24 protein-coding genes are annotated in these 19,707 nt (G+C 62.9%); 8 read left to right on the forward strand and 16 right to left on the reverse strand.

What is annotated here, in order from left to right; all coding sequences use genetic code 11:
- Positions 1-62: 62 nt before the first annotated feature.
- From pgeF to lgt, 3 genes are read right to left on the reverse strand one after another with little or no spacing between them, the layout of a single operon-like run.
- Positions 63-833: a peptidoglycan editing factor PgeF gene (gene pgeF / locus JWR51_RS10445; RefSeq protein ID WP_299747122.1), complete on the reverse strand. Its 771-nt coding sequence runs from the start codon at positions 831-833 to the stop codon at positions 63-65.
- Positions 830-1,909, reverse strand: coding sequence for an SAM-dependent methyltransferase (locus JWR51_RS10450; protein WP_299747124.1), 1,080 nt, complete (start codon positions 1,907-1,909; stop codon positions 830-832). The genes pgeF and JWR51_RS10450 overlap by 4 nt, the downstream gene beginning before the upstream one ends.
- A complete protein-coding gene (gene lgt / locus JWR51_RS10455; RefSeq protein ID WP_299747126.1) occupies positions 1,899-2,744 on the reverse strand; it encodes a prolipoprotein diacylglyceryl transferase in 846 nt (281 codons plus the stop codon). Before lgt ends, JWR51_RS10450 begins: the two co-directional genes overlap by 11 nt.
- 90 nt (positions 2,745-2,834) lie before the next feature.
- Between lgt and JWR51_RS10460 the strand changes: the two genes are divergently transcribed.
- The 4 genes from JWR51_RS10460 (at position 2,835) to proC (ending at position 5,409) form a co-directional block, all read left to right on the forward strand.
- Positions 2,835-3,086, forward strand: a complete 252-nt coding sequence (locus JWR51_RS10460; protein ID WP_299732743.1) for an accessory factor UbiK family protein — start codon at positions 2,835-2,837, stop codon at positions 3,084-3,086.
- 2 nt (positions 3,087-3,088) lie between these two features.
- Positions 3,089-3,811 (forward strand): metallophosphoesterase family protein, encoded by a 723-nt coding sequence (locus JWR51_RS10465; protein ID WP_299747128.1) that lies wholly within the window; start codon positions 3,089-3,091, stop codon positions 3,809-3,811.
- A 276-nt stretch (positions 3,812-4,087) separates the two neighbouring features.
- A complete protein-coding gene (locus JWR51_RS10470) occupies positions 4,088-4,588 on the forward strand; it encodes a YbjN domain-containing protein (RefSeq protein ID WP_299747129.1) in 501 nt (166 codons plus the stop codon).
- 29 nt (positions 4,589-4,617) lie between these two features.
- Positions 4,618-5,409 (forward strand): pyrroline-5-carboxylate reductase, encoded by a 792-nt coding sequence (proC, locus tag JWR51_RS10475; protein WP_299747449.1) that lies wholly within the window; start codon positions 4,618-4,620, stop codon positions 5,407-5,409.
- Here the strand turns inward: proC and JWR51_RS10480 are convergent.
- Entirely contained in the window at positions 5,406-5,942 is a 537-nt protein-coding gene (locus JWR51_RS10480) for a hypothetical protein (protein WP_299747131.1), read from the reverse strand. The two genes, proC and JWR51_RS10480, sit on opposite strands and share 4 nt — an antisense overlap.
- 201 nt (positions 5,943-6,143) lie before the next feature.
- Entirely contained in the window at positions 6,144-6,596 is a 453-nt protein-coding gene (locus JWR51_RS10485; protein ID WP_299747451.1) for a MarR family transcriptional regulator, read from the reverse strand.
- A 350-nt stretch (positions 6,597-6,946) separates the two neighbouring features.
- Between JWR51_RS10485 and JWR51_RS10490 the strand changes: the two genes are divergently transcribed.
- Positions 6,947-7,837: a branched-chain amino acid aminotransferase gene (locus JWR51_RS10490; RefSeq protein ID WP_299747133.1), complete on the forward strand. Its 891-nt coding sequence runs from the start codon at positions 6,947-6,949 to the stop codon at positions 7,835-7,837.
- A gap of 54 nt (positions 7,838-7,891) precedes the next feature.
- Here the strand turns inward: JWR51_RS10490 and JWR51_RS10495 are convergent, their stop codons facing one another.
- From JWR51_RS10495 to JWR51_RS10530, 8 genes are all read right to left on the reverse strand, one after another.
- On the reverse strand, positions 7,892-8,827 hold the full coding sequence (locus tag JWR51_RS10495; RefSeq protein ID WP_299747135.1) for a fatty acid desaturase family protein: 936 nt from the start codon (positions 8,825-8,827) through the stop codon (positions 7,892-7,894).
- 56 nt (positions 8,828-8,883) lie between these two features.
- Entirely contained in the window at positions 8,884-9,333 is a 450-nt protein-coding gene (locus JWR51_RS10500) for a molybdenum cofactor biosynthesis protein MoaE (protein ID WP_299747136.1), read from the reverse strand.
- A gap of 1 nt (position 9,334) precedes the next feature.
- Positions 9,335-9,586: a MoaD/ThiS family protein gene (locus JWR51_RS10505; RefSeq protein ID WP_299747138.1), complete on the reverse strand. Its 252-nt coding sequence runs from the start codon at positions 9,584-9,586 to the stop codon at positions 9,335-9,337.
- On the reverse strand, positions 9,583-10,149 hold the full coding sequence (pgsA, locus tag JWR51_RS10510; protein ID WP_299747140.1) for a CDP-diacylglycerol--glycerol-3-phosphate 3-phosphatidyltransferase: 567 nt from the start codon (positions 10,147-10,149) through the stop codon (positions 9,583-9,585). The genes JWR51_RS10505 and pgsA overlap by 4 nt, the downstream gene beginning before the upstream one ends.
- Positions 10,150-10,393: 244 nt before the next feature.
- Positions 10,394-11,467, reverse strand: a complete 1,074-nt coding sequence (locus JWR51_RS10515; RefSeq protein WP_299747141.1) for a 3-deoxy-7-phosphoheptulonate synthase — start codon at positions 11,465-11,467, stop codon at positions 10,394-10,396.
- Between the two features lie 270 nt (positions 11,468-11,737).
- On the reverse strand, positions 11,738-12,754 hold the full coding sequence (gene corA / locus JWR51_RS10520) for a magnesium/cobalt transporter CorA (protein ID WP_299747143.1): 1,017 nt from the start codon (positions 12,752-12,754) through the stop codon (positions 11,738-11,740).
- Between the two features lie 83 nt (positions 12,755-12,837).
- Positions 12,838-14,715, reverse strand: a complete 1,878-nt coding sequence (uvrC, locus tag JWR51_RS10525; protein ID WP_299747145.1) for an excinuclease ABC subunit UvrC — start codon at positions 14,713-14,715, stop codon at positions 12,838-12,840.
- The gene (locus JWR51_RS10530) at positions 14,712-15,494 is read right to left on the reverse strand and encodes an SDR family oxidoreductase (protein ID WP_299747147.1); all 783 of its coding nucleotides are present in this window, start codon (positions 15,492-15,494) and stop codon (positions 14,712-14,714) included. Before JWR51_RS10530 ends, uvrC begins: the two co-directional genes overlap by 4 nt.
- 221 nt (positions 15,495-15,715) lie before the next feature.
- Between JWR51_RS10530 and JWR51_RS10535 the strand changes: the two genes are divergently transcribed.
- Both JWR51_RS10535 and JWR51_RS10540 read left to right on the forward strand, forming a co-directional pair.
- Positions 15,716-16,051: a hypothetical protein gene (locus JWR51_RS10535; RefSeq protein ID WP_299747148.1), complete on the forward strand. Its 336-nt coding sequence runs from the start codon at positions 15,716-15,718 to the stop codon at positions 16,049-16,051.
- Positions 16,052-16,124: 73 nt separating this feature from the next.
- Positions 16,125-17,048: a DMT family transporter gene (locus JWR51_RS10540; RefSeq protein ID WP_299747150.1), complete on the forward strand. Its 924-nt coding sequence runs from the start codon at positions 16,125-16,127 to the stop codon at positions 17,046-17,048.
- A 33-nt stretch (positions 17,049-17,081) separates the two neighbouring features.
- On the opposite strand, the gene JWR51_RS10545 is transcribed toward JWR51_RS10540, so the two are convergent.
- Positions 17,082-17,756 (reverse strand): pyridoxamine 5'-phosphate oxidase family protein, encoded by a 675-nt coding sequence (locus JWR51_RS10545; RefSeq protein WP_366525571.1) that lies wholly within the window; start codon positions 17,754-17,756, stop codon positions 17,082-17,084.
- 127 nt (positions 17,757-17,883) lie between these two features.
- Here JWR51_RS10545 and JWR51_RS10550 point away from each other — a divergent pair, with 127 nt between their 5' ends.
- The gene (locus JWR51_RS10550) at positions 17,884-18,324 is read left to right on the forward strand and encodes a hypothetical protein (protein ID WP_299747152.1); all 441 of its coding nucleotides are present in this window, start codon (positions 17,884-17,886) and stop codon (positions 18,322-18,324) included.
- 157 nt (positions 18,325-18,481) lie between these two features.
- Here the strand turns inward: JWR51_RS10550 and JWR51_RS10555 are convergent, their stop codons facing one another.
- Both JWR51_RS10555 and JWR51_RS10560 read right to left on the reverse strand, forming a co-directional pair.
- Complete coding sequence (locus JWR51_RS10555) at positions 18,482-18,973, reverse strand: SH3 domain-containing protein (protein ID WP_299747154.1); 492 nt, start codon at positions 18,971-18,973, stop codon at positions 18,482-18,484.
- A 264-nt stretch (positions 18,974-19,237) separates the two neighbouring features.
- Positions 19,238-19,660, reverse strand: coding sequence for a hypothetical protein (locus JWR51_RS10560; RefSeq protein WP_299747155.1), 423 nt, complete (start codon positions 19,658-19,660; stop codon positions 19,238-19,240).
- Positions 19,661-19,707: the final 47 nt, after the last annotated feature.

Below are 19,707 nucleotides of genomic sequence, written 5' to 3' on the forward strand. Positions count from 1 at the left end.
GGTTCTTTAGCCTCTGCGCTGCAAGGGCGCAATGTGACAAATGGATGAGAGGTGAATAAGGGCTATGCGCGGCCGATAATCGAGATTTGCCGGCCGGTTATCGTGCCCTGGTGGGTGGCATAGCGGTGGGAGAAATAGCGATCGGGCGAGCCGTAGGTGCAAGAGCCGACGCGGTCGACAGAATCGACCCCGGACTGGTTCAGTTGTTCGGTGACGAAAGCTGGCAGGTCGAAATGCGGCTTGCCGCCGGGCGGGGTGACGAAGAAGCGCTCGCCGGTGGGATGCAGCTTGAGAAAATCGGCGCGGAACTGCTCGCCGACTTCGTAATTGGGCGCGGTCACGGTGGGGCCGAAGGCGGCGACGATTCGGTTGGGCTGGGCGCCGAGCTGGACCATGGTCTGCACGGTATTGCCGATAATGCCATCGACAGCGCCGCGCCAGCCGGCATGGGCGGCGCCGATAATGCCGGCTTCGGGATCAGCAAGCAGGATCGGGGTGCAGTCGGCGGTGAGGATGCCAAGGCTGATGGTGGTCAGGTTGGTGACCATGGCGTCGGCTTCGACTGCAACGTCCTCGTTGGGCTGCTGGGTGAGCACGCGGACGATGCTGGAATGGGTTTGCTTGACCAGGCAAAGGTTGGGCCGGACATAGCCGAGCGCAACTGCCGCGTGACGGCGATTGTAGCCGACCGTCTCAGGATCGTCGCCCACGCTGATCGACATATTGTTGCTGGCGAAGGCACCGGTGGACTTGCCGCCATTGCGACCAAAGAAACCATGGTGGATGCCCGGCAGTGCGGCGAGCATCGGGCTGGTTTCGAACGGCGCGCTCATGCGGAGAAGGCCGGTGGGACTAGGCCGGGGCTGGCGGCGCAGAAGGCCTTGAATAGTTCGCCCATCTGGTCGGGCGCGGTGAGGCGCTTGCGGGCGGCAGCGATATCGCCAGCGGAGGCGGGATTGGCGAGGGCAAGCGCCTTGGCGCGGTCGCCGAGGCCGAGGCGGTCGAGGAATTGGCCTTGGGATACAAGCGGCTGGACGGCGAGGCCGGCCTTTTTGGCCGCGATGCCGAGCGCGTCGAAATCGACATGAGCGGAGAGGTCGGTGTCGCCGGGGGACTCTAGTACATCCGCATAGGCGTGGCGGCGAACGCCTTGCAGGGTTTCGCCGGTTTGGGTTGTGGCATAGCCGTAGTCGATGGCGAGGATGGCGCCGCCTTGGGTGGAGATGGTGCCCGCGAGGCGCGCCATGACTTCGGAGCCGGCGAAAGCGACTTCATAGATTGAGTTGGGCGGCGCATGGGCCACCGCGTCGGGCATGGCGCTTGCTGGCAGCGGTGTGGGGGACAGGCCAAAGGCGCGCTTGTCGTCGATGAGGCCGACCATGCGCTCGTGCCAGCCCTGATCGGTGCGGACGAATTGGCGGATCGGGAGGGCATCGAAGAATTCGTTGGCGACGACCAGCAGCGGGCCGGGGCCGACCTTGTCGAAACCGTCGATCCATTTGGGATCGTATGCTTCGAGCCGTGCATTCTGTTCGGCCATCAGGGATGGATTGGTTTCGAACAGGCGCAGGTCCAGCGCATCGCGAAAGCCTTCGGCGCGGCAGGCGACGCGCAGCATATCGGCCATCAGCGTGCCGCGACCTGGGCCGAGTTCAAGCAGGGTGAACTCTTTGGGCTGGCTCATCTGCTGCCACAGATTGACGAAGAAAAAGCCGAGCAGTTCGCCGAACATCTGCGAGATTTCCGGCGCGGTGATGAAATCACCCTTGGCGCCGAGCGGATCGGCGCCCTTGTAATAGCCCTTGTGCGGATGGGTCAGCGACAGGCCCATATAGGTCGCCACCGACATCGGGCCGGTGGTGCGGATCTGCATGTCGATGAGTTCGGGAAGGGTGGGGCTATCGGACACGGCGCGACCGGATGGCATAGGCGACGAGGATGAGGCCGCCGAGGACGAACGGAATAGACAACAGCATGCCCATGGTGAACCAGCCACCATAGAGGTAGCCGATCTGCACGTCGGGCAGGCGCACGAACTCGACGGCAATACGGGCCAGGCCATAGCCAATGCCGAAAATGCCGGCGACGAGGCCGGGCCTGCGCAGGGCAAAGAACACGTGCGTGGCGATGCGGATGATGAGGAACAGCAGCAGGCCTTCGAGCGCGGCCTCGTAGAGCTGGCTGGGATGGCGCGGCACCTGCTGCGGGTCAGTGGGGAAGATCACGCCCCAGGGCAGGGTGGTGGGCGCGCCGTAAAGCTCGGCATTGATGAAGTTGGCGATGCGGACGAGGAAAATGCCGATGGTGCTGACCGCAGCAATCATGTCGAGCGAGGACAGCCAATTGCCGCCCTTGGAGCGGGTGAACAGGATAGCGGCCAGCATCAGCCCGATAGCGCCGCCATGGAAGGACATGCCGCCATCGAGCGTATTGATGATCTCGAGCGGGTTGGCTAGGTACATCGGCAAGTTGTAAAACAGCACGTAGCCGATGCGGCCGCCGATGACGATGGACAGCATGGTCCAGAAGGCGAAATCCCAGATTTCACCGGGCTTGAAGGGCGGGGCATTATCGGCCCAGAGCGAGCGGCGGGCGAGCAGGCTTCGGGCATAAAGTGCGCCGAGGCCAGTGCCGAACAGATAGCCCAGCGCATACCAGCGGACGGCCAGCGGGCCGACGGAAAACGCAATCGGATCGATATTGGGGAATTGCAAGGTCGGCTCCGCGGTGATTGGCCGGACCATTGCCGCTTCGCCTGCTCTGGTCAAGTCGGCAGCGCTCGCTTACATATCTGGGCGAAGCAGTTCAGCAGAACCAGACGAGAGGCGAACGCCATGGCACAGAGCAGCAGGATTTTCGACGATATCGGTCGGGTGATGAACGAGGCCGCTGGCGTTGCGGGCGGCGTGCGCCGCGAAGTGGAAACCGCGGTCAAATCGCAGGCCCAGCGTTTCGTCGCCGACATGGACCTGGTCAAGCGCGAAGACTTTGACGCGCTGCGCGAGCTGGTGCAGGTGCAGGGCGAAGAAATCGACGCGTTGCGCAAGGAAATCGCGGCGCTAAGCGCCAAGCCCAAGACCAAATAAGAGTGCGGCTGGCTGTTATTTCAGACGTGCATGGCAACCGGCTGGCGCTCGACGCCGTGCTGGCCGACATTGCGCTACAGGGCGTCGATGCTACCGTCTGCCTGGGCGATCATGTCAGCGGGCCGCTCGATCCCGTGGGCTCGGTAGAGCGGATCATGGCGCTGGATGGTCCGGTGATCCGAGGCAATCACGATCGCTGGCTACTCGAGCGGGCTGGCACGGACCTCGATGCCGTGGATCGTTTCGCGCTGGCGCAACTGGACGCCGGTCATCGGGCCTGGCTGCAGGCTTTGCCGGCCACGTCGGTGGTCGATAATGCGGTGTTCCTCTGTCACGGCACGCCGACCAGCGACAATACAGTGTGGCTCGACAATTACTGGTACGACCGTCAAACCACGCTGCCGTCTGAAGAGAGCATCATGGGCCATGCGGCCGGGGTGGATTATCCGGTGATCCTGTGCGGACATACCCATGTGGCGCGCTCGGTGCGGCTGCGGGACGGACGGCTGATCGTCAATCCCGGTAGCGTTGGCGTGCAAGTGGTGCACGGATCGCCCGATGCGCGCTATGCGGTGATCGAGCGGCGGGCAGGACAGTGGTTCACCAGCATTCGCACAGTGCCGTATGACCACGACGCCGCGGCCGAGCAGGCGCGGGCCAATGGGTTTGCGGGCTGGGTCGAGGCGCTCTCAACGGGCTGGGCGGACCCCGAGGGGCTGTTTTAGGCCTTCATCTCGTTGATGCCGATGCAGGGCGGACACAGTCGGGCGCAAAGTCCCTGTGGCTGGTAACTGTTAACGAGTTGTTAACAATAACGGTCCGATCATCCACAAGAGATTACCGTCCCTGACGGACCGATCGTCCCCTGAATCAGTAGGGCGGTGTAGGGTCAAATCATCAGGACGATTCGTAAGCCTAAAAGTGCGTGCGACCAGTGAACCTGAGTACTTTGCCGGTCCAAGTGGCCGCCCCTTCACGCGTTGCCAAGCCAGGAAACGTTTATGTCTCTGCTTCAGGTCGAGCCCGATCGCATCGTCCATCCCGTGGACATCATCGAGCATATCGCTTCGATCAACGACTGGACTTTCGAACGCCAGGATGCCGACGAGATTTCGATTTCGGTGCGCGGCGGCTGGAGCGACTATCACGTCTCGTTCAACTGGATGCAGGATCTTGAATCGCTGCACATCGCCTGCGCGTTCGACCTCAAGGTGCCCGAAGGCCGCCGTGGTGAAATCAAACAGTTGATCTCGCTGATCAACGAACAATTGTGGATCGGCCATTTCGACATCTGGAACAAGGAGGGCGTGGTGCTGTTCCGCAATTCGCATCTGCTGACCGGCGGGGCCGAAGTGTCGCCGCAGCAATGCGAGGCGCTGTTGCGCTCGGCCACCGACAGTTGCGATCTGTATTACCAGGCGTTCCAGTTTGTGGTGTGGGCGGGCAAGACGGCGGCCGATGCCCTCAGCCATGTAATGTTCGAAACCGTAGGCGAAGCGTGAGCGTATCGCTCGCCACTATTGGCCCGGTCATGCTGGTGGGAGCCGGCAAGATGGGGCTGGCGCTGGCGCAAGGCTGGCTCGACGCGGGGCTGGCGGCCAGCAATCTGATCCTGGTCGATCCGATGGCAGGCGAGGCGGCCAGGCAACTTGCCGCGGATTATGGATTGCAGCTTTATGCCGAAGCGGTCGGGCTGCGGCCAAATGTGTTGGTGCTGGCGGTCAAGCCGCAGATCATCGATGCGGTGATGGCGTCATTGCAGCCGGCGATTGGGCCGCAAACGCTGGTCATTTCGATCGCTGCGGGGATCAATATTGCGCGGTTGCAGGGCGGGCTGGACACCGATCGCATCGTGCGCACCATGCCCAACACGCCGGCGCAAATCGGCAAGGGCATTACCGGGGCGGTGGCGGGAGCGGGTGTCGATGGCAATGACCGCTCGGCCGCCGAGGCGCTGCTGGCTGCTGCCGGACAGGTGGTCTGGTTCGATGCCGAGAGTGATCTGGATGCGGTGACCGCGGTTTCGGGGTCCGGTCCAGCCTATGTGTTTAATCTCGTCGAGGCGCTTGCTGCGGCGGGCGAGCAGCAGGGCTTGTCCCCTGACGTCGCCATGCGTTTGGCGCGTCAGACGGTAATTGGCTCAGCGGCGCTGATGGAGGCTGATCCGGCGCCAGCGGCGACCTTGCGCCAGAATGTGACCTCACCAAACGGGACAACGGCCGCAGCGCTGGCGGTGCTGATGGGCGAGGATGGGCTCACGCCGTTGATGGCGCGTGCAGTGGCCGCCGCGCGGCAGCGCAGCGAGGAATTGGGACGCGGTTAGCGTCGCGCGTTGCGCAAGTCGTCCAGACGTCGGCCGATGCTGTGTACCCAGCCTTCGGCTTCGAAATCGCCGGCGTGCGCGAAGACCTCCGCAACTCCGTCGAGAGTCATCAGGCCGGTGAACAGGTCCTCGGAGGCGCTGGTCTGCTCATATTGGGTCAGCAGCACGATGGACAAATTGGCGCGGGTTCGCGCCCAGGCCAGCGGGGTCGCAGTTTTCTGACAGCGATTGAGCGCCTTGCCCAGTAGGGTCTGGGCGCGCGCCAGATAGTGGAGGCGTTTGGGGCCGGGCTGCTCCGTCTGGGCAATCAAGCAGAACAGCGCGCCCAGGCTGGCCTCGATGTCAGAATAGTAGTCATCGTCTGCATCGAAGTCCGGATCGGCCAGGATCGACTGGTATTCCAGGGCCGCCAGAACGAATTGCTCGCGGCCATTATTGACCAAACCTGCTGTAACCACCTGTTCAGCATGGCGTAGACGCAGCCGAAGATTAGCCGGCGGCCGCAGATCGGCGGCATCCTGGTCCAATAACATCCAGAGCTCCCCCGTGAAACTTCCCTCGGGAAGTTCCCCGGCAATACTAGGCATATGTGTGATTGCCACTCAAGCCGGAGAATTTGGCCGCCAGCGAACATTCTTGTGCTGGACGGCGGACCGATTATGCGGGCCAAGCTGATTTATTCTTGGGCGCGGGTGACATCGCGCAACCGTTTTCTTGGTTTTTCTTGATCCGGGCTAAAGGCCGTCGGTGAGGTTCAGCCGGTCCAGCACCGCGCGGTCGCCGGGATCGACCATGCCGACCATGAAACGGCGAACGATCCGGCCGGATTCGGGGGGGAGGCTGGCGATGGCGGCATCGATGCGGCTGGCCTGGGTTTCCGACAGCGTGGCGAAGAACTGTTTGCCCTTCTGGGTGGCGTGCAGCAGGCGCTGGCGGCGGTCATTGTGACCGGTCTTTTGCTCGATATAGCCATTGTCGATCAGTTGCCGCAGGACCCGGGCCAGGCTCTGCTTGGTGATCTTGAGGATATCGAGCAGGTCGGCCACCGACATGCCGGGCCGCAGATTGACGAAATACAGCACCCGGTGATGGGCACGCCCAAACCCTTGTCGCTCCAGCAAAGCATCGGCATCGCCGACGAAATCGCGATAGGCAAAAAAGAACAATCCCATGACGTCGAGCGGCATGGCGGCAGTCAGCGATGCGTCAATATTTATGTCAGCCTTGTTGACATTGTTTTGGTTCGCTGCCATTGTCTTCCTATCGGGAACGCCAATGTTTCTTATCCCAAAGCCGTTGAGGTTTGCCAAGGGCTTGGGGCTGATGCATGATCGGCGCAATCGTGCTTACGCTCTGAGACCGTTTGAAAACTCTACTCTGGCGGCCATCTACGGCGGTTTTCTGCGCTTCCGGTGCTCGCGTACTCATGTACGCTGCGCTCCGGTTCTCGAAAGCCACCGCATCTGGCTCCCCAGAGCGAGCTTTCAAACGGTCTCTCAAGGCGAAGCCAATTCTTAAATATTTGAAAGAGGATCTCATGGCGGGCGTGCCCATGGACCAGCGCGAAGGCTGGATCTGGTTTGATGGCGAGTTCAAACCCTGGAAAGATGCAAAGATCCATGTGCTGACGCACGGGCTGCATTATGCCAGCAGCGTCTTCGAAGGCGAGCGCGCCTATGGCGGCGAAATCTTCAAGCTGCGCGAGCATACCAATCGGTTGATTCAATCGGGCAAGACGCTCGATTTCACCATTCCGTATTCGGCCGAGCAGATCGACCAAGCTTGCCGCGACGTGCTGACCAAGAATGGCCTGACCGACGGCTATATCCGTCCCGTCGCCTGGCGCGGTTCGGAAGAGCTGAGCGTTCCGGCGCGCAATAACACCGTTCACCTGGCGATCGCCGCCTGGGTGTGGCCCAGCTATTTTACCATCGAAGAGCGCCTCAAGGGCATTCGGCTGGAATGGAGCAAGTGGAAGCGTCCGTCGCCGGAAACCATTCCGTCTTCGGCCAAGGCCGCGGGTCTTTATATGATCTGCACGCTCTCCAAGGACGCCGCAATGGCCAATGGCTATGCGGATGCGCTGATGCTGGACTATCGCGGCTATGTGGCCGAGGCGACCGGCGCCAATGTGTTCTTCATCAAGGGCAAGGATATCGTCACGCCGACGCCGGATTGCTTCCTCAACGGCATCACGCGCCAGACGCTGATCGATCTGGCGCGCCGCAATGGCTACACGGTGACCGAGCGTCACATGATGCCAGAAGAGCTGAGCAATTTCGACGAGTGCTTCCTGACCGGTACGGCCGCGGAAGTGACGCCGGTGTCCGAGATCGGTGAATTCAGGTTCAAGCCGGCTGAAGCCTGCCGGACCCTGATCGACGCTTACACGGCCGAGGTTCAGCCCAAGCGGGTCGCGGCGGAATAAGACTGCAGATATCGACACAGAACCCCGCCCATGTGGCGGGGTTTTTCGTTCTGGTCAGGCTTTGATGGGCGCTGGTTGAGCGCCGGAGAGCGTTTCGCGCACCAGCCCGACCGTGTAGCCCCGCGTATTGTGGGCGCGGGCGACGTAGGCGGGATTTTGCATCAGCGCGTGGTGCAGCGCCGGCAAGTTGTAGAACGGCACACTCGGATAGAGGTGGTGTTCGAGGTGGTAGTTGACGTTGTGGGGGGCGAAGAAGGCGCGCTCCCAATAGAACGGCATGACGCTGCGGGTGCTGCCCAGTTCGTGGCTGTAGTCCATGCTGCCAAAGTGTTCGGCGACGCTGCGGATATGCATGAGCATGAAGAATGTCGTGAGATAGGGCACAGCCCAATAGAGCAGGAAACCCATCCAAGTGCCGGTGACGGTGAAGACCAGTGCCCAGGCGATATAAAAGCCAAGGCGCGTCAGGCGGTAGGATAGCGGCTGCTGTTCGAGCGCGCCGAGGCGGCGGGCGATACTGAACACGTCGATGATGGAGCCGACCACCAGCAGATAGCTCAGCATGGTGAGCACGCCATGCTGCCAGCTTTGCGGGAAGGTGAACTTGCGATTGCCCAGCTTGATGACCCAGTCGGGGTCCTTGTCGGTGTTGGTATAGCGGTGATGGGCGAGGTGATTGCGACGATAGGCACCGATGGTGGTCAGGATCGGCCAGCTCAGGAAAAGGTCGCAGACCCAATCGCTGAGGTTCTTGCGCTTGTCGATGAAGCGGTAGTGGGCGAATTCGTGCAGCAGCACGCCGAAGCCATGCATGCGGCCACCGATGACGGCAACGGCGATCAGATACACCAGGATATTGCCAGCCCATTGGCTGATGGCGATCGCGGTGATGATGATGGCCCAGTCGAAGGCGATGGCGACAGCCGTGCGCCACGGCGTCAGCACCGAGAGACGCTTAACGGTGGGGGAATCAATGTAGCTTTCCGACATGCTGCCCTCCGCATGAGGCTTTTACGGTATCATTTGAGCCTGCGAGGCACCACTGGTCAGGCCTCCCAGCGGGCCTTGGCGTTGTCGTCGGCGGGCTTGGCTTGCACCCAATGTTCGCCGGTTGCGGTGGTTTCCTTCTTCCAGAAGGGCGCGTCGGTTTTGAGATAGTCCATGACCATCTGGGCGCCGTCGAAGGCGGCCTGGCGGTGGGCGGAGAGGGCCATGACCTGCACGATGGGTTCGCCGGGCAGCATGCGACCGTAGCGGTGGATGACGGTGATATCGGCCAGCGAAAAGCGGGCCATGGCCTGGGTGGCGATGGCGGTGAGCTGGTTGACGGCCAGTTCGGGGTAGCAATCGAGCGTCAGCGCCAGGATCGGTTCGTCCGGCAGCGAGCGGACCAGGCCGGTGAAGGTCACGGCGGCGCCGGCAGCCTTGCCGCGCTCGAGAAAGGCGTTGCTTTCGGCGCCGGGATCGAACGGGGTTTCGGAGACGCGGATATCCATGTCAGCCTCCGGTCATGGGGGGAAGCAGGGCGATGACCTTCGCATCCGCCAGCGGCGTGCCATGCGGCACGATCCGGGCATCGAGCGCGGTCTTGAAGATGGCGGGCCGCTCGAAGGCGAGGGCACCGGCTTCGTCGCGGGCGGCCAGATAAGCGATGACGTCGCCGGTGGTGACCACTTCAGGGGGGAAGGCGATGTCTTCCTCGCTCATGTTCAGCCGCTCGCGGAGCCAGGCGAAGTAGAGGACTTTCACTTCGCGTCGCCCGACAGATGCGGCCAGGATGCCAAGAGATATTGTGCGCCGGTCCAGACCGTCAGGATGCCGGCGAGCCAGAGTACGATATCGCTGACCAGACCCAGGCCCGGCACGATACGCTCGAGCAGGATGATGGCGAGAGCCACGAGCTGGATGGTGGTTTTCCACTTGGCCAACTGGCTGACCTTGAGCACGACCTTGGTATTGCCGAGGAATTCGCGCAGGCCCGAGATGAAGAATTCGCGGAACAGGATGGCGAGGACCGGGATCATATCGAGCGCGGACAGGCTGCCGTCCCAGGCCAAAGCCGCGATCAGCAGGCCGACCAGGAGTTTGTCGGCGATGGGGTCGAGCATGCGGCCGAGCGGGGAGATCTGGTTCCATTTGCGCGCCAGATAGCCATCGAGCCAGTCGCTGGCGGCAGCGAGAATGTAGAGGATCAGGGCGATCAGGCGGAGATTGGTGTCGCCGGTCATCACCAGGGCGATGATGGGCACGATCGCCAGGATGCGGGCGATGGTGATGAGGTTCGGAATCTGCGTCAACGGAGATTGGGCCATGGGCGGAGACAACAGGAATGGGGGGAGGGGGTCAAGGGGCGAGGCAGCGCGATCGCCGCACGCCCTCGTGGTTCGAGGCTCGTGAAGAACTCGCACCTCACCATGAGGGCTACTCGGGATAGTGCCGGATAAGGAGCATAGTGAGCTTCCTGGAAGAGGGCTGCTGGGAATTGCGATTCTATCAGCAGCCCTCATGGTGAGGTGGGAGCGTAGCGACCCTCGAACCACGAGGGCCTGCCCGGATTTAGGCCACGGCTTGGTTCGTTGCCGCCCGGCGTGCCGTCACCGCATGGGCCAAATCCTGCAGCACCGTCACCGTGGTGTCCCAATCGATGCAGCCGTCGGTGATGGACTGGCCGTAGACCAGATCCTGGCCGGGGACGAGGTTCTGGCGGCCGGCGACGAGGTTGGATTCGAGCATGACGCCGATGATGCGGCGGTCGCCGGTGGCGAGTTGGGCGCCGATGTCGGCGAGGACCCGCGGCTGGTTCTCGGGCTTCTTGGAGGAATTGGCGTGGCTGGCGTCGATCATCAGCACTGGCGCCTGACCGGATTTGATGGCTTCGGCGCAGGCATCGTTGACGCTTGCGGCATCATAGTTCGGCTCTTTGCCGCCGCGCAGGATGATGTGGCAATCGTCATTGCCGGTGGTGGAGGCAATGGCGGAGCGGCCGTTCTTGGTGACGGCCATGAAATGATGTGGCTGGCCGGCGGAGGCGACGGCGTCGAGCGCGATGCGCACATTGCCATCGGTGCCGTTCTTGAAACCGACTGGGCACGACAGGCCCGAGGCCAGCTCTCGATGGATTTGTGACTCGGTGGTGCGCGCTCCGATGGCGGCCCAGCTCACGAGATCGGCGATGTATTGCGGGGTGGTCATATCGAGGAATTCGCAGGCGGCGGGCAGGCCGAGATTATTGATCTCGAGCAGCAGGCTGCGGGCGATATGCAGACCCTGATCGATGTGGAAGCTGCCATCGAGATTGGGGTCATTGATCAGGCCCTTCCAGCCGACCGTGGTGCGTGGCTTTTCGAAATAGACGCGCATGATGATTTCGAGGCGGTCGCCGAGGGTTTCGCGCAGGGCGACGAGGCGGTTGGCATAGTCGATGGCGGCAACGGGGTCGTGGATCGAGCAGGGACCGACAACGACGGCGAGGCGGTCGTCCTGACCGTGCAGGATGGAGTGGAAGGCGTGCCGGGCACTGAGCACAGCGCGGGTGGCAGCATCAGTGCGGGGATGCTGGCGCATCACCTCGATGGGGGTGGTGAGTTCAGTGATTTCTAGAATGCGCAGGTCGTCGGTGGTTTTCAGCACGGTAGTCTCCTCGGGGATCGGGACCAGCCGGCGGCATAAAAAAAGCCGCCAGGGTGAGCTGGCGGCGGCTTTTTGGGTTGTTGTCGAACTTGGATTAGATCAAGCGCGTCCCTGCCTCCGCCAGCCTCGGATAGCTAAAATACCAAAACGAGAATGTGGCGGCGGAACGGATCATGGGGGAGATATAGCGCGGCAAAAACGGTTTGGCTAGGGCGTGTTGAGATTCAGTGATGGCGGCCTGCAAAGCCCAGTCCTGAATATTAATACGCCCTAGAGCCAGCCGCTGCGGCGCAGGCGAACATAGAGCGTGACGCAAATGGTGGCGACTGCCGACACCACGACCAGATAGCCGTATTGCCATTTGAGCTCCGGCATGAACTCGAAGTTCATGCCGTAAATTCCGGCGACGGCGGTGGGTACCGCGAGGATCGCGGCCCAGGCGGCGAGGCGTCTGGAAATATGGGTTTGCTGCACCTGGCCGGCCATCATGCTGGCCTCGAAGGCGAAGGCCAGCACCTCGCGCAGCGCGTCGATCTCATCCTGGACGCGGTGGATATGGTCGGTCACGTCGCGGAACAGCGGCTGCATCGACGGCTCGATCGGGCGGACCTCGACGCGCTGGATGCGGCTGCAGACATCGACCAGTGCCGAGGCCGCGTTGCGCAACCGCAGCAGGTCGCGGCGGATCATATAGAGGCGCTGCACCTCGGCCTGATTGAGTTCGCCGGCGAACACCCGGTCCTCGATGGCCTCGACCTCGGTGTTGACCATTTCCAGCACTGGCAAGTAGTTGTCGACGATGAAATCGAGCAGGGCATAGAGGATATAATCCTCGCCATGCGCCAGCACGGCTGGGCAGGATTCGGCTCGCTGGCGAACCTGTGCGTAGGATGTCGAAGTGCCGTGGCGCACCGAAACGATATAGCCGCGGCCGACAAATATATGGGTTTCCCCGAAGCTGATGCGGCCATCCAGCATGTGGGCGGTACGCGCGACGATGAAGACGCCATCGCCATATTGCTCGAGCTTGGGACGCTGATGCGGCTGGGCGGCGTCCTCGATGGCCAGATCGTGCAGGCCAAACTGCGTCTGGACCCGCGCTAGCAGCTCCTGGCTGGGTTCGAGCAGCCCGATCCAGACGACATGGCCGGCTCGCTTGGCCCAAGCGCCCGCCTCATCGACGCCAATATCGGTGAGGCGCTTGCCGCCGGCATAGACAGTGGCGGCAACGACGCCCTCTTCAAGGCGAGTCTGGGGGTTGTCCTCGACAGGAACAGCATGAAGCATGACCGGCCTCCTCACTCGCCAGCTAATGCTACGGCGTTTCGGGAGGCTATGCCAGTGTTTCGATTAGCAAATTCGATGCACGATCAGCCGCTCTTGTTGAAGTGATCGTAGATCAGTTGCGCCATGGCGTCGGAGATGCCGGGGACGGCCGCGAGGTCTTGCAGGGACGCGCGGCCGGTAGCTTTAGCCGAGCCGAAATGGTTGAGCAAAGCGCGTTTGCGGGTGGGGCCGATGCCTTCGATTTCGTCCAGGGGATTAGCGACGGCGTCCTTCTTGCGCTTGGCGCGGTGGGTGCCGATGGCGAAGCGGTGGGCTTCGTCGCGCAGGCGCTGGACGTAATAGAGCACGGGGTCGCGATGGGGCAGCATGAAGGCGTCGCGGCCTTCCATGAAGAATTTTTCGCGGCCGGCATCGCGCTCTTCGCCCTTGGCGATGCCGATGAAGATGACCTCTTTCTGCAGGTTCATTTCGGCGATGACACCGCGGACGGCGCTCATCTGGCCGGCGCCGCCGTCGATGAAGACGACATCGGGCCATTCGGGCATGCCGCCTCCTTCGTCTTCGGCCTCTTCATCGCTTTCATTGGCGAGGCGGGTGAAGCGGCGGGTCAGCACTTCGCGCATCATGCCGAAGTCGTCGCCGGCGGCAATGTCGGATTTGATGTTGAAGGTGCGGTAGTGCTTTTTGGAAAAACCTTCCTCGCCCGCGACAACCATCGCACCGACGGCGTTAGTGCCCGAAATGTGCGAGTTGTCGTAGATTTCGATGCGGCGAGGCGGCTCATCCAGCCCGAAGCATTCGGCGACGCCTTCGAGCAGCGTGCGGTTGGTGGCGCCTTCGGCGAGCTGGCGGCCAAGCGCCTCGCGGGCATTGTTGAGGGCGTGGTTGACCAGGTCGCGCTTTTCGCCGCGCTTGGGGACTTCGACATAGACGCGGCGGTCGGCGCGTGAGGTCAGGGCCTCTTCCATCAGGTCGTGTTCGGACAATTCATGGCTGATCAGCACCAGGCGCGGCGGAGTGCGGCTTTCATAGAACTGGCCGATAAAGGCTTCGAGCACTTCTGCATCGCTGAGCGAGGAATCGGCGCGCGGCCGGTAGGCGTAATTGCCCCAGTTCTGGAAGGCGCGGAAGAAAAACACCTGGACGCAGAACTGGCCGCCTTCGTGGTGGATGGCGAAGACGTCCGCCTCTTCCACCGATTTGGCGGTGGCATCGCCTTGCGACTGGATCAGCGCCAGGGCGCCGAGGCGGTCGCGCAGCAGGGCCGCGCGCTCGAAATCGAGCTGTTCGGCGGCCTCGTTCATGTCCTTCTGCATATGGTCGCGCACGCCCTGCGAGCGGCCGCTGAGGAATTCGCGGGCCTCGTTGACCAGCTCGGCATAGCCCTCGGTGGAGATTTCGCCGGTGCAGGGGGCCGAGCAGCGCTTGATCTGGTGCTGCAGGCAGGGGCGGGTCCGGGCGGCGTAGAAACTGTCCGAGCAGTTGCGCAGCAGGAAGGCCTTTTGCAGGCTGGCAATGGTGCGGTTGACGGCGGTGACTGACGCAAAGGGGCCGAAATAATGGCCGGGCCGGCGGCGGGTGCCGCGATGCTTGAGCAGTTCGGGGGCCGGATGATCGGTGGCGATCAGGATATAGGGGAAGCTCTTGTCGTCGCGCAGCAGCACGTTGAAGCGGGGCTTCAGCCGCTTGATCAGATTGGCTTCGAGCAGCAGCGCTTCGGACTCGGTTTCCGTGCGCACGAATTCCATGGTCACCGTGGCGGCGATCATGCGTTGCAGGCGGATTTCGAGCGCTTCGGGGCGCGTGTAATTGGTGACGCGGGCTTTCAGGTTCCGCGCCTTGCCGACATACATGACCTCGCCCGCGGCATCGATCATGCGATAGACGCCGGGGGACGTGGGCAGGGTGCGAACGAGGGCTTTGATGACCTCGTGGCCGCTGGGCGGTGGTGTGTCGGTCATGATCGTGGCGTCGGTCCGCGGCGTGCCGCATAGTCGAGGTGCTGGCCGCCGTCGAGTGCCAGCATCTGGCCGGTCATCGACGGCATTTGCAGCAACATCATGACGCCGGTGGCGATCTCGTCGGGTCCGGCATGGCGCTGCAAGGGCAGGGTGGCGACGTGCTTGTCGAAGGCGGCCTGATCCTGCCGGGAATGGGGCAGGACGGGGCCGGGGCCGATGGCGTTGACGCGGATATTGGGGGCGAGTGATTGGGCCAGGGTCCTGGTGGCGGTCCACAGCACCGATTTGGACAGCGTGTAGCTGAAATAAGCGGGCGACAGATGCAGCACGCGCTCGTCGATGATGTTGACGATGTTGCCCTCGGCGCCTGCGGGAAGCTGAGCGGCGAAGTCGCGGGCGAGGAAGATCGGGGCCTCGGCATGGACCGCGAAATGCCGGTCCCACAGGACCTCGTCGAGGTCACGGGCGCCGTCGGGGTCGAACACCGAGGCGTTGTTGACCAGAACCGTGAGCGGGCCGAATGGCTTGGCGGCGCGCGCGATCAGGCTAGCGCGCTGGCTGCGCCGGGCGAGGTCGGCCTTAACGATGGCTGCCTTGCCGCCGGCCTTGACGATGGCCGAACGCACCGCGCGGGCGCCCTCGGCGTCGGAGCGATAGTGGATGATGACGGCATGGCCGGCGCGCGCCAGATGCGTGGCGATGGCCGCGCCGATGCGGTTGCTGGCGCCGGTGACGAGGGCGACGGAGTGGCTTGGTGATGGCTCGAGATGATTCGTCATGGTCGATCAGGTTGGGACGGGCAGCGGACCATAGGCTGCTTTGGCTGCACGCATCAACGCTGTGCACAGATAGGGAACGCTACAGCTTTGACAAGCGCTGTCAGTAGTCCAAATCCGGCAGGGGCGCTGTCCTTTTGTTGCGACAGAATCAGGCGTAGCCTCACCATATTGTTACCGCCCGGCGGGGAGGCTGCGCGGAACATTTTGGGGAGAATGTTGAGATGGAAGCTATCGTACCACTTCTGGTGCAGTTGATCGCTGGCGGGGCCGGCGGCAATGTCATCGGGCAGGTGATCAAGTCGCTCAATCTCGGGCCAGTCGGCAATTCGATTGCCGGCGCCATTGGTGGCCTGGCGGCCACCTGGCTCGCGACCAAGATCCCGGGCCTCGATGGGCTGGTCGGCATGGCCAGCACTGCGGCGGCGGACGGCACCACGGCTGCGGCTGGCGGGCTGAATGGCGGTGCCTTGGCGGGGCAGGCCGTGACGGGCCTCGTTGGCGGCGGCATCCTGACGGCGATCGCCGGCGTCATCAAGTCGAGCATGGCGAAAGCCTGATATTCGGGCTATTGCATTGGCGTCCCGGCCGGTTCGGCTCGGGGCGCCGTTTTCCTCATAGCCAGCATTATTCATGACCACTCCCATAGCCGCTGTCCGCGGCGACAATGTCGCTCGCGCCATTATCCTGACCCTGATCACCATCGGCGTTTTCGGCGTGCAGGACGCGATCTCCAAGATGCTGGTGCAGGATTATTCCCCGTTCCAGATCACCATGATGCGGTATTGGGGCTTTGCCATATTTTCATTGATCCTGGTGAGCCGGCAAGCGCCGCTGCGGCAGGCTTTTGCCTCGCGGGCGCCGGTGCTGCAGGTGCTGCGTGGCGTGTTGCTGATGGCCGACGTCTGGCTGTTCGCGCTGGCCCTGCGCAGCGTGCCGCTGGCCGAGTTGCAGTCGATCACCCTGGTTTATCCGTTGCTGGTCACGCTGTTCGCCATCCCGATTCTGGGGGAAAAGGTCGGCGTGTTTCGGTTGGTGGCGGTGCTGGTCGGCTTTGCGGGCGCCATGGTGATCGTGCGGCCGGGCGGGTTGCCGCTGGATTGGGGCGTGGCCTTCGCCATCGCGTCGTCTACGCTTTATGCGCTCTATATCGTCACCACACGCAAGGTCAGCGCGGTGGATTCGGCCTCCACCAGCCTGGCTTATACCGGGGTAGTGGGGCTGGCGATGTCGACGGCCGTCGGCATGTTCTTCTGGCAGCCGATGGACTGGCAAACCGTGGCGATCGTGGTCATGGTCATGGGTACGACGTGTATTGGGCATGGGCTGATGACGTTCGCCCTGTCGCTCGCGCCGGCCAGCGTGCTGCAACCATTCAACTATTTCTCGCTGCCCTGGGCGATCGTGCTCAGTGCCGTGGTCTTCGGGCACCTGATCGATGGGATTTCACTGCTCGGCGCGGCGGTTATCGTCGCGGCGGGCCTGGTGGTGATGGCGCGCGAGCGGATCAAGCGCGTGAAGGTTGTCGACGAGGCCGTGCCCGGGCGCGACGGGTGAGGACGCAAAGGCCTCCTCACCCGGTGGTGAGCCTCAGAGCTTGACCTTGGCGTTCTCGCCGATCTTGGGGGAACGGCGGGTGACGGCGGCGGCAAGCATGGAAATGGCGCTGACGACGCGGCCGGGGCTGTCCCAGAGTTCGGCATCCTGGGGCTCGACCTTGATGACGCGGATGTCCGGATCATCGGCATTGTCCCACCAAGCCTGGGCGAAGGGTGACCAGAGTTCCTTGATCTTGGCGCGGTCGTTGCTGACCATGCCCTTGCCGGTGATCGACACATATTTGCTGTGCGGGATATCGGCGAAGGCGAGGGTGACGATTGGGAATTTCGCTACCTCATCGTCCTTGTGGCTGTTCGCATCGCTCAGGAAGTAAATGGCGTGCTCGTCGCGGTCGACGTTGGCCTGCAAAGGTCGGCTGCGTTGACGTTCGCCGTCCCAGGTCACGAACATGCAGACGCCGATGCGCTTGGCCAGATCCCAGATGCGATCAACGTGTTCGCCGTGATGCTTGAGATTTTGGCTGGTATCCTGCGACTTGGCGCGGGCCGCGGGCTTGGCGGTGCTGGCGGGAGGCTTTGCTGGCGCAGCCCGTTTGGCGGCCGGCTTCTTGGCGGGGGCGGCCTTGGTCGCAGCCGGCTTGGTGCTGGCGTTGCGTGGGGTGGGTTTGACGGATTTGGTCTCGGTGTTCGCAGTCGTGCTGGCCATGGGACGATCCTTTCGCGTTTCTTGGCAGCACAACGAGCAATGGCGCCGCACGGTTGCGTGGCCCGTGGTCTTGAACTGCGCGCCGTTGAGGGGCATGTCATCGGCATGGATCGAGGGAGCGTGGAAAATGGCCTGGCTGATTGAACTGGCGCTGGTGGCACTGCTGGTTGGTGGCGGCTGGACGTTGTTTGCGCGCGGCAAGCGCACCGACGAGCGCGAATCGCTGACCTTGCGGCGGGTCGATGCCTATATCGAGACGATCCGGCGCGAGCGCAGCAACCGCGCCTTGGTGTCGATGAGCGATAGCGAATTGCGCGATCTGCTGCATATGGGGGCGCGCAATCTGCGCATTGCCGGCGAGCGCAAGGCGTGGACGCTGCTGGGCGTAGCGGGTGTGGGCACCTTCGCGGCCATCGTGGCGGCAACGCAGGACGGCATTCGCGGCTTCGCCATTGCGGCGGTCGTCGCGGCGGTGGTGATTTATGGACTGAACGAATTCCTGACCCGGCAGATGCGGGCGCCGCTGGAAAAGCAGGGCATCGATATCGAGCGCATCAAGGTCGAATGAGATGAAAGCGCCGCCCCGAAGGACGACGCTTGATTCAACTCAGGCTGGCCTGCAAATGGCCGACTTCTGCGCTTCCGGTGCTCACGTACTAAAAGTACGCTGCGCTCCGGTTCTCGAACTCAACCATTTTCGACTCAGCCTGAGCTGAATCTTCTACTTAGTTGCCGAGGCAAACGTAGCCGTCGGGTCCGTTGAAGCAGACGCTGCCACCTGGACGGGGACGATGGTGGCCATTGCCCCAGCCGGGACCGTTGCCCCAGCCTGGGCCGTTGTTACCCCAATCGGGGCGACCTGGACCGTTACCCCAGCCGGGACCGTTACCCCAGCCCGGGCCATTGCCCCAGCCTGGACCGTCATTGCCCCAATCGGGGCGACCTGGACGGTTCGGACGACCGCGGTCGAGATAGCTGGCCGAAACCCAGCCGTCGGGACCGCGCTTTTCGACGAAGCACCAGCTACCCTGGCAATATTGTACGTCGACGCGCTCGCCACGGCGGATGGTATCGATGGCATAATAGCCTGTGCCGGGACCGGAGCGCACATTGACATTGCCGGTGACGACGGCAGGGGCCGCAGAGGCGGCAATGCTGGTGCCCAGCAGCGCCAAAGCGGCGAGCCCGGCAGCAAGTATTTTCCTGTTCAAAGCCATGTTCTGAACTCCTTACTCAGGGGGCGTTCATCGCCCGTGGCCCTACATAACGGCGTCTTGCCTGAACCGAACCTGAATGGTCCAGTCATCCGAGAGGCTGCTTGTTAATTCTACTCCGGCGGCCGTCTGCCGCGACTTTCGCTGCGCGGCCCTTCGGGTCTGCGCTTCCGGTGCTCACGTACCAACGTACGCTGCGCTCCGGTTTTCGAGAATCACGCCAGCTGACTCACCAGAACGAATTTCCAAACCACCTCTAGGCTCGAGCTATAAACGCAGCAGCTCGACGAAACGTTTGAGGGTGCCGGCAAATTTCTTGCGGTGCTTGGGCTTGAGTTCGCCCATCAGGGCCTCTTCGAGCTGGGTCCAGTGATCGGCCAGGGCGTTGCGGATGCGCACGCCGCGTTCGGTGAGGGCCAAGCCGGGCGCCAGCTCTGGCCCGACGGCCTGGCGACCGACCAGTTCGCGGCCGATCAAGCGTGCGATCCGGATATCGAGTGCGTCCTGCGGCAGACCCAATTGTGCGGCGAGTTCCAATTCGGTGGTGCCCGAACGGGCCAGTTCGAACAGCACGGCGTCATCGCCCGGCTCGAGGCCACGCTCGCGGAGGGGCACCAGCAGGGCCTGATGCGCCAATTGGCCGGCCTCGATGAGCCGGTAGAGCGATGATCGGGATGAGGGTCGAGACATAGGCGGGAAAATAGTCTGAACTCCAGGCACGCGTCGATCTGCCATCC

The organism is Devosia sp. (assembly GCF_028290625.1).
In the GTDB taxonomy this organism is placed as follows: Bacteria; Pseudomonadota; Alphaproteobacteria; order Rhizobiales; family Devosiaceae; genus Devosia.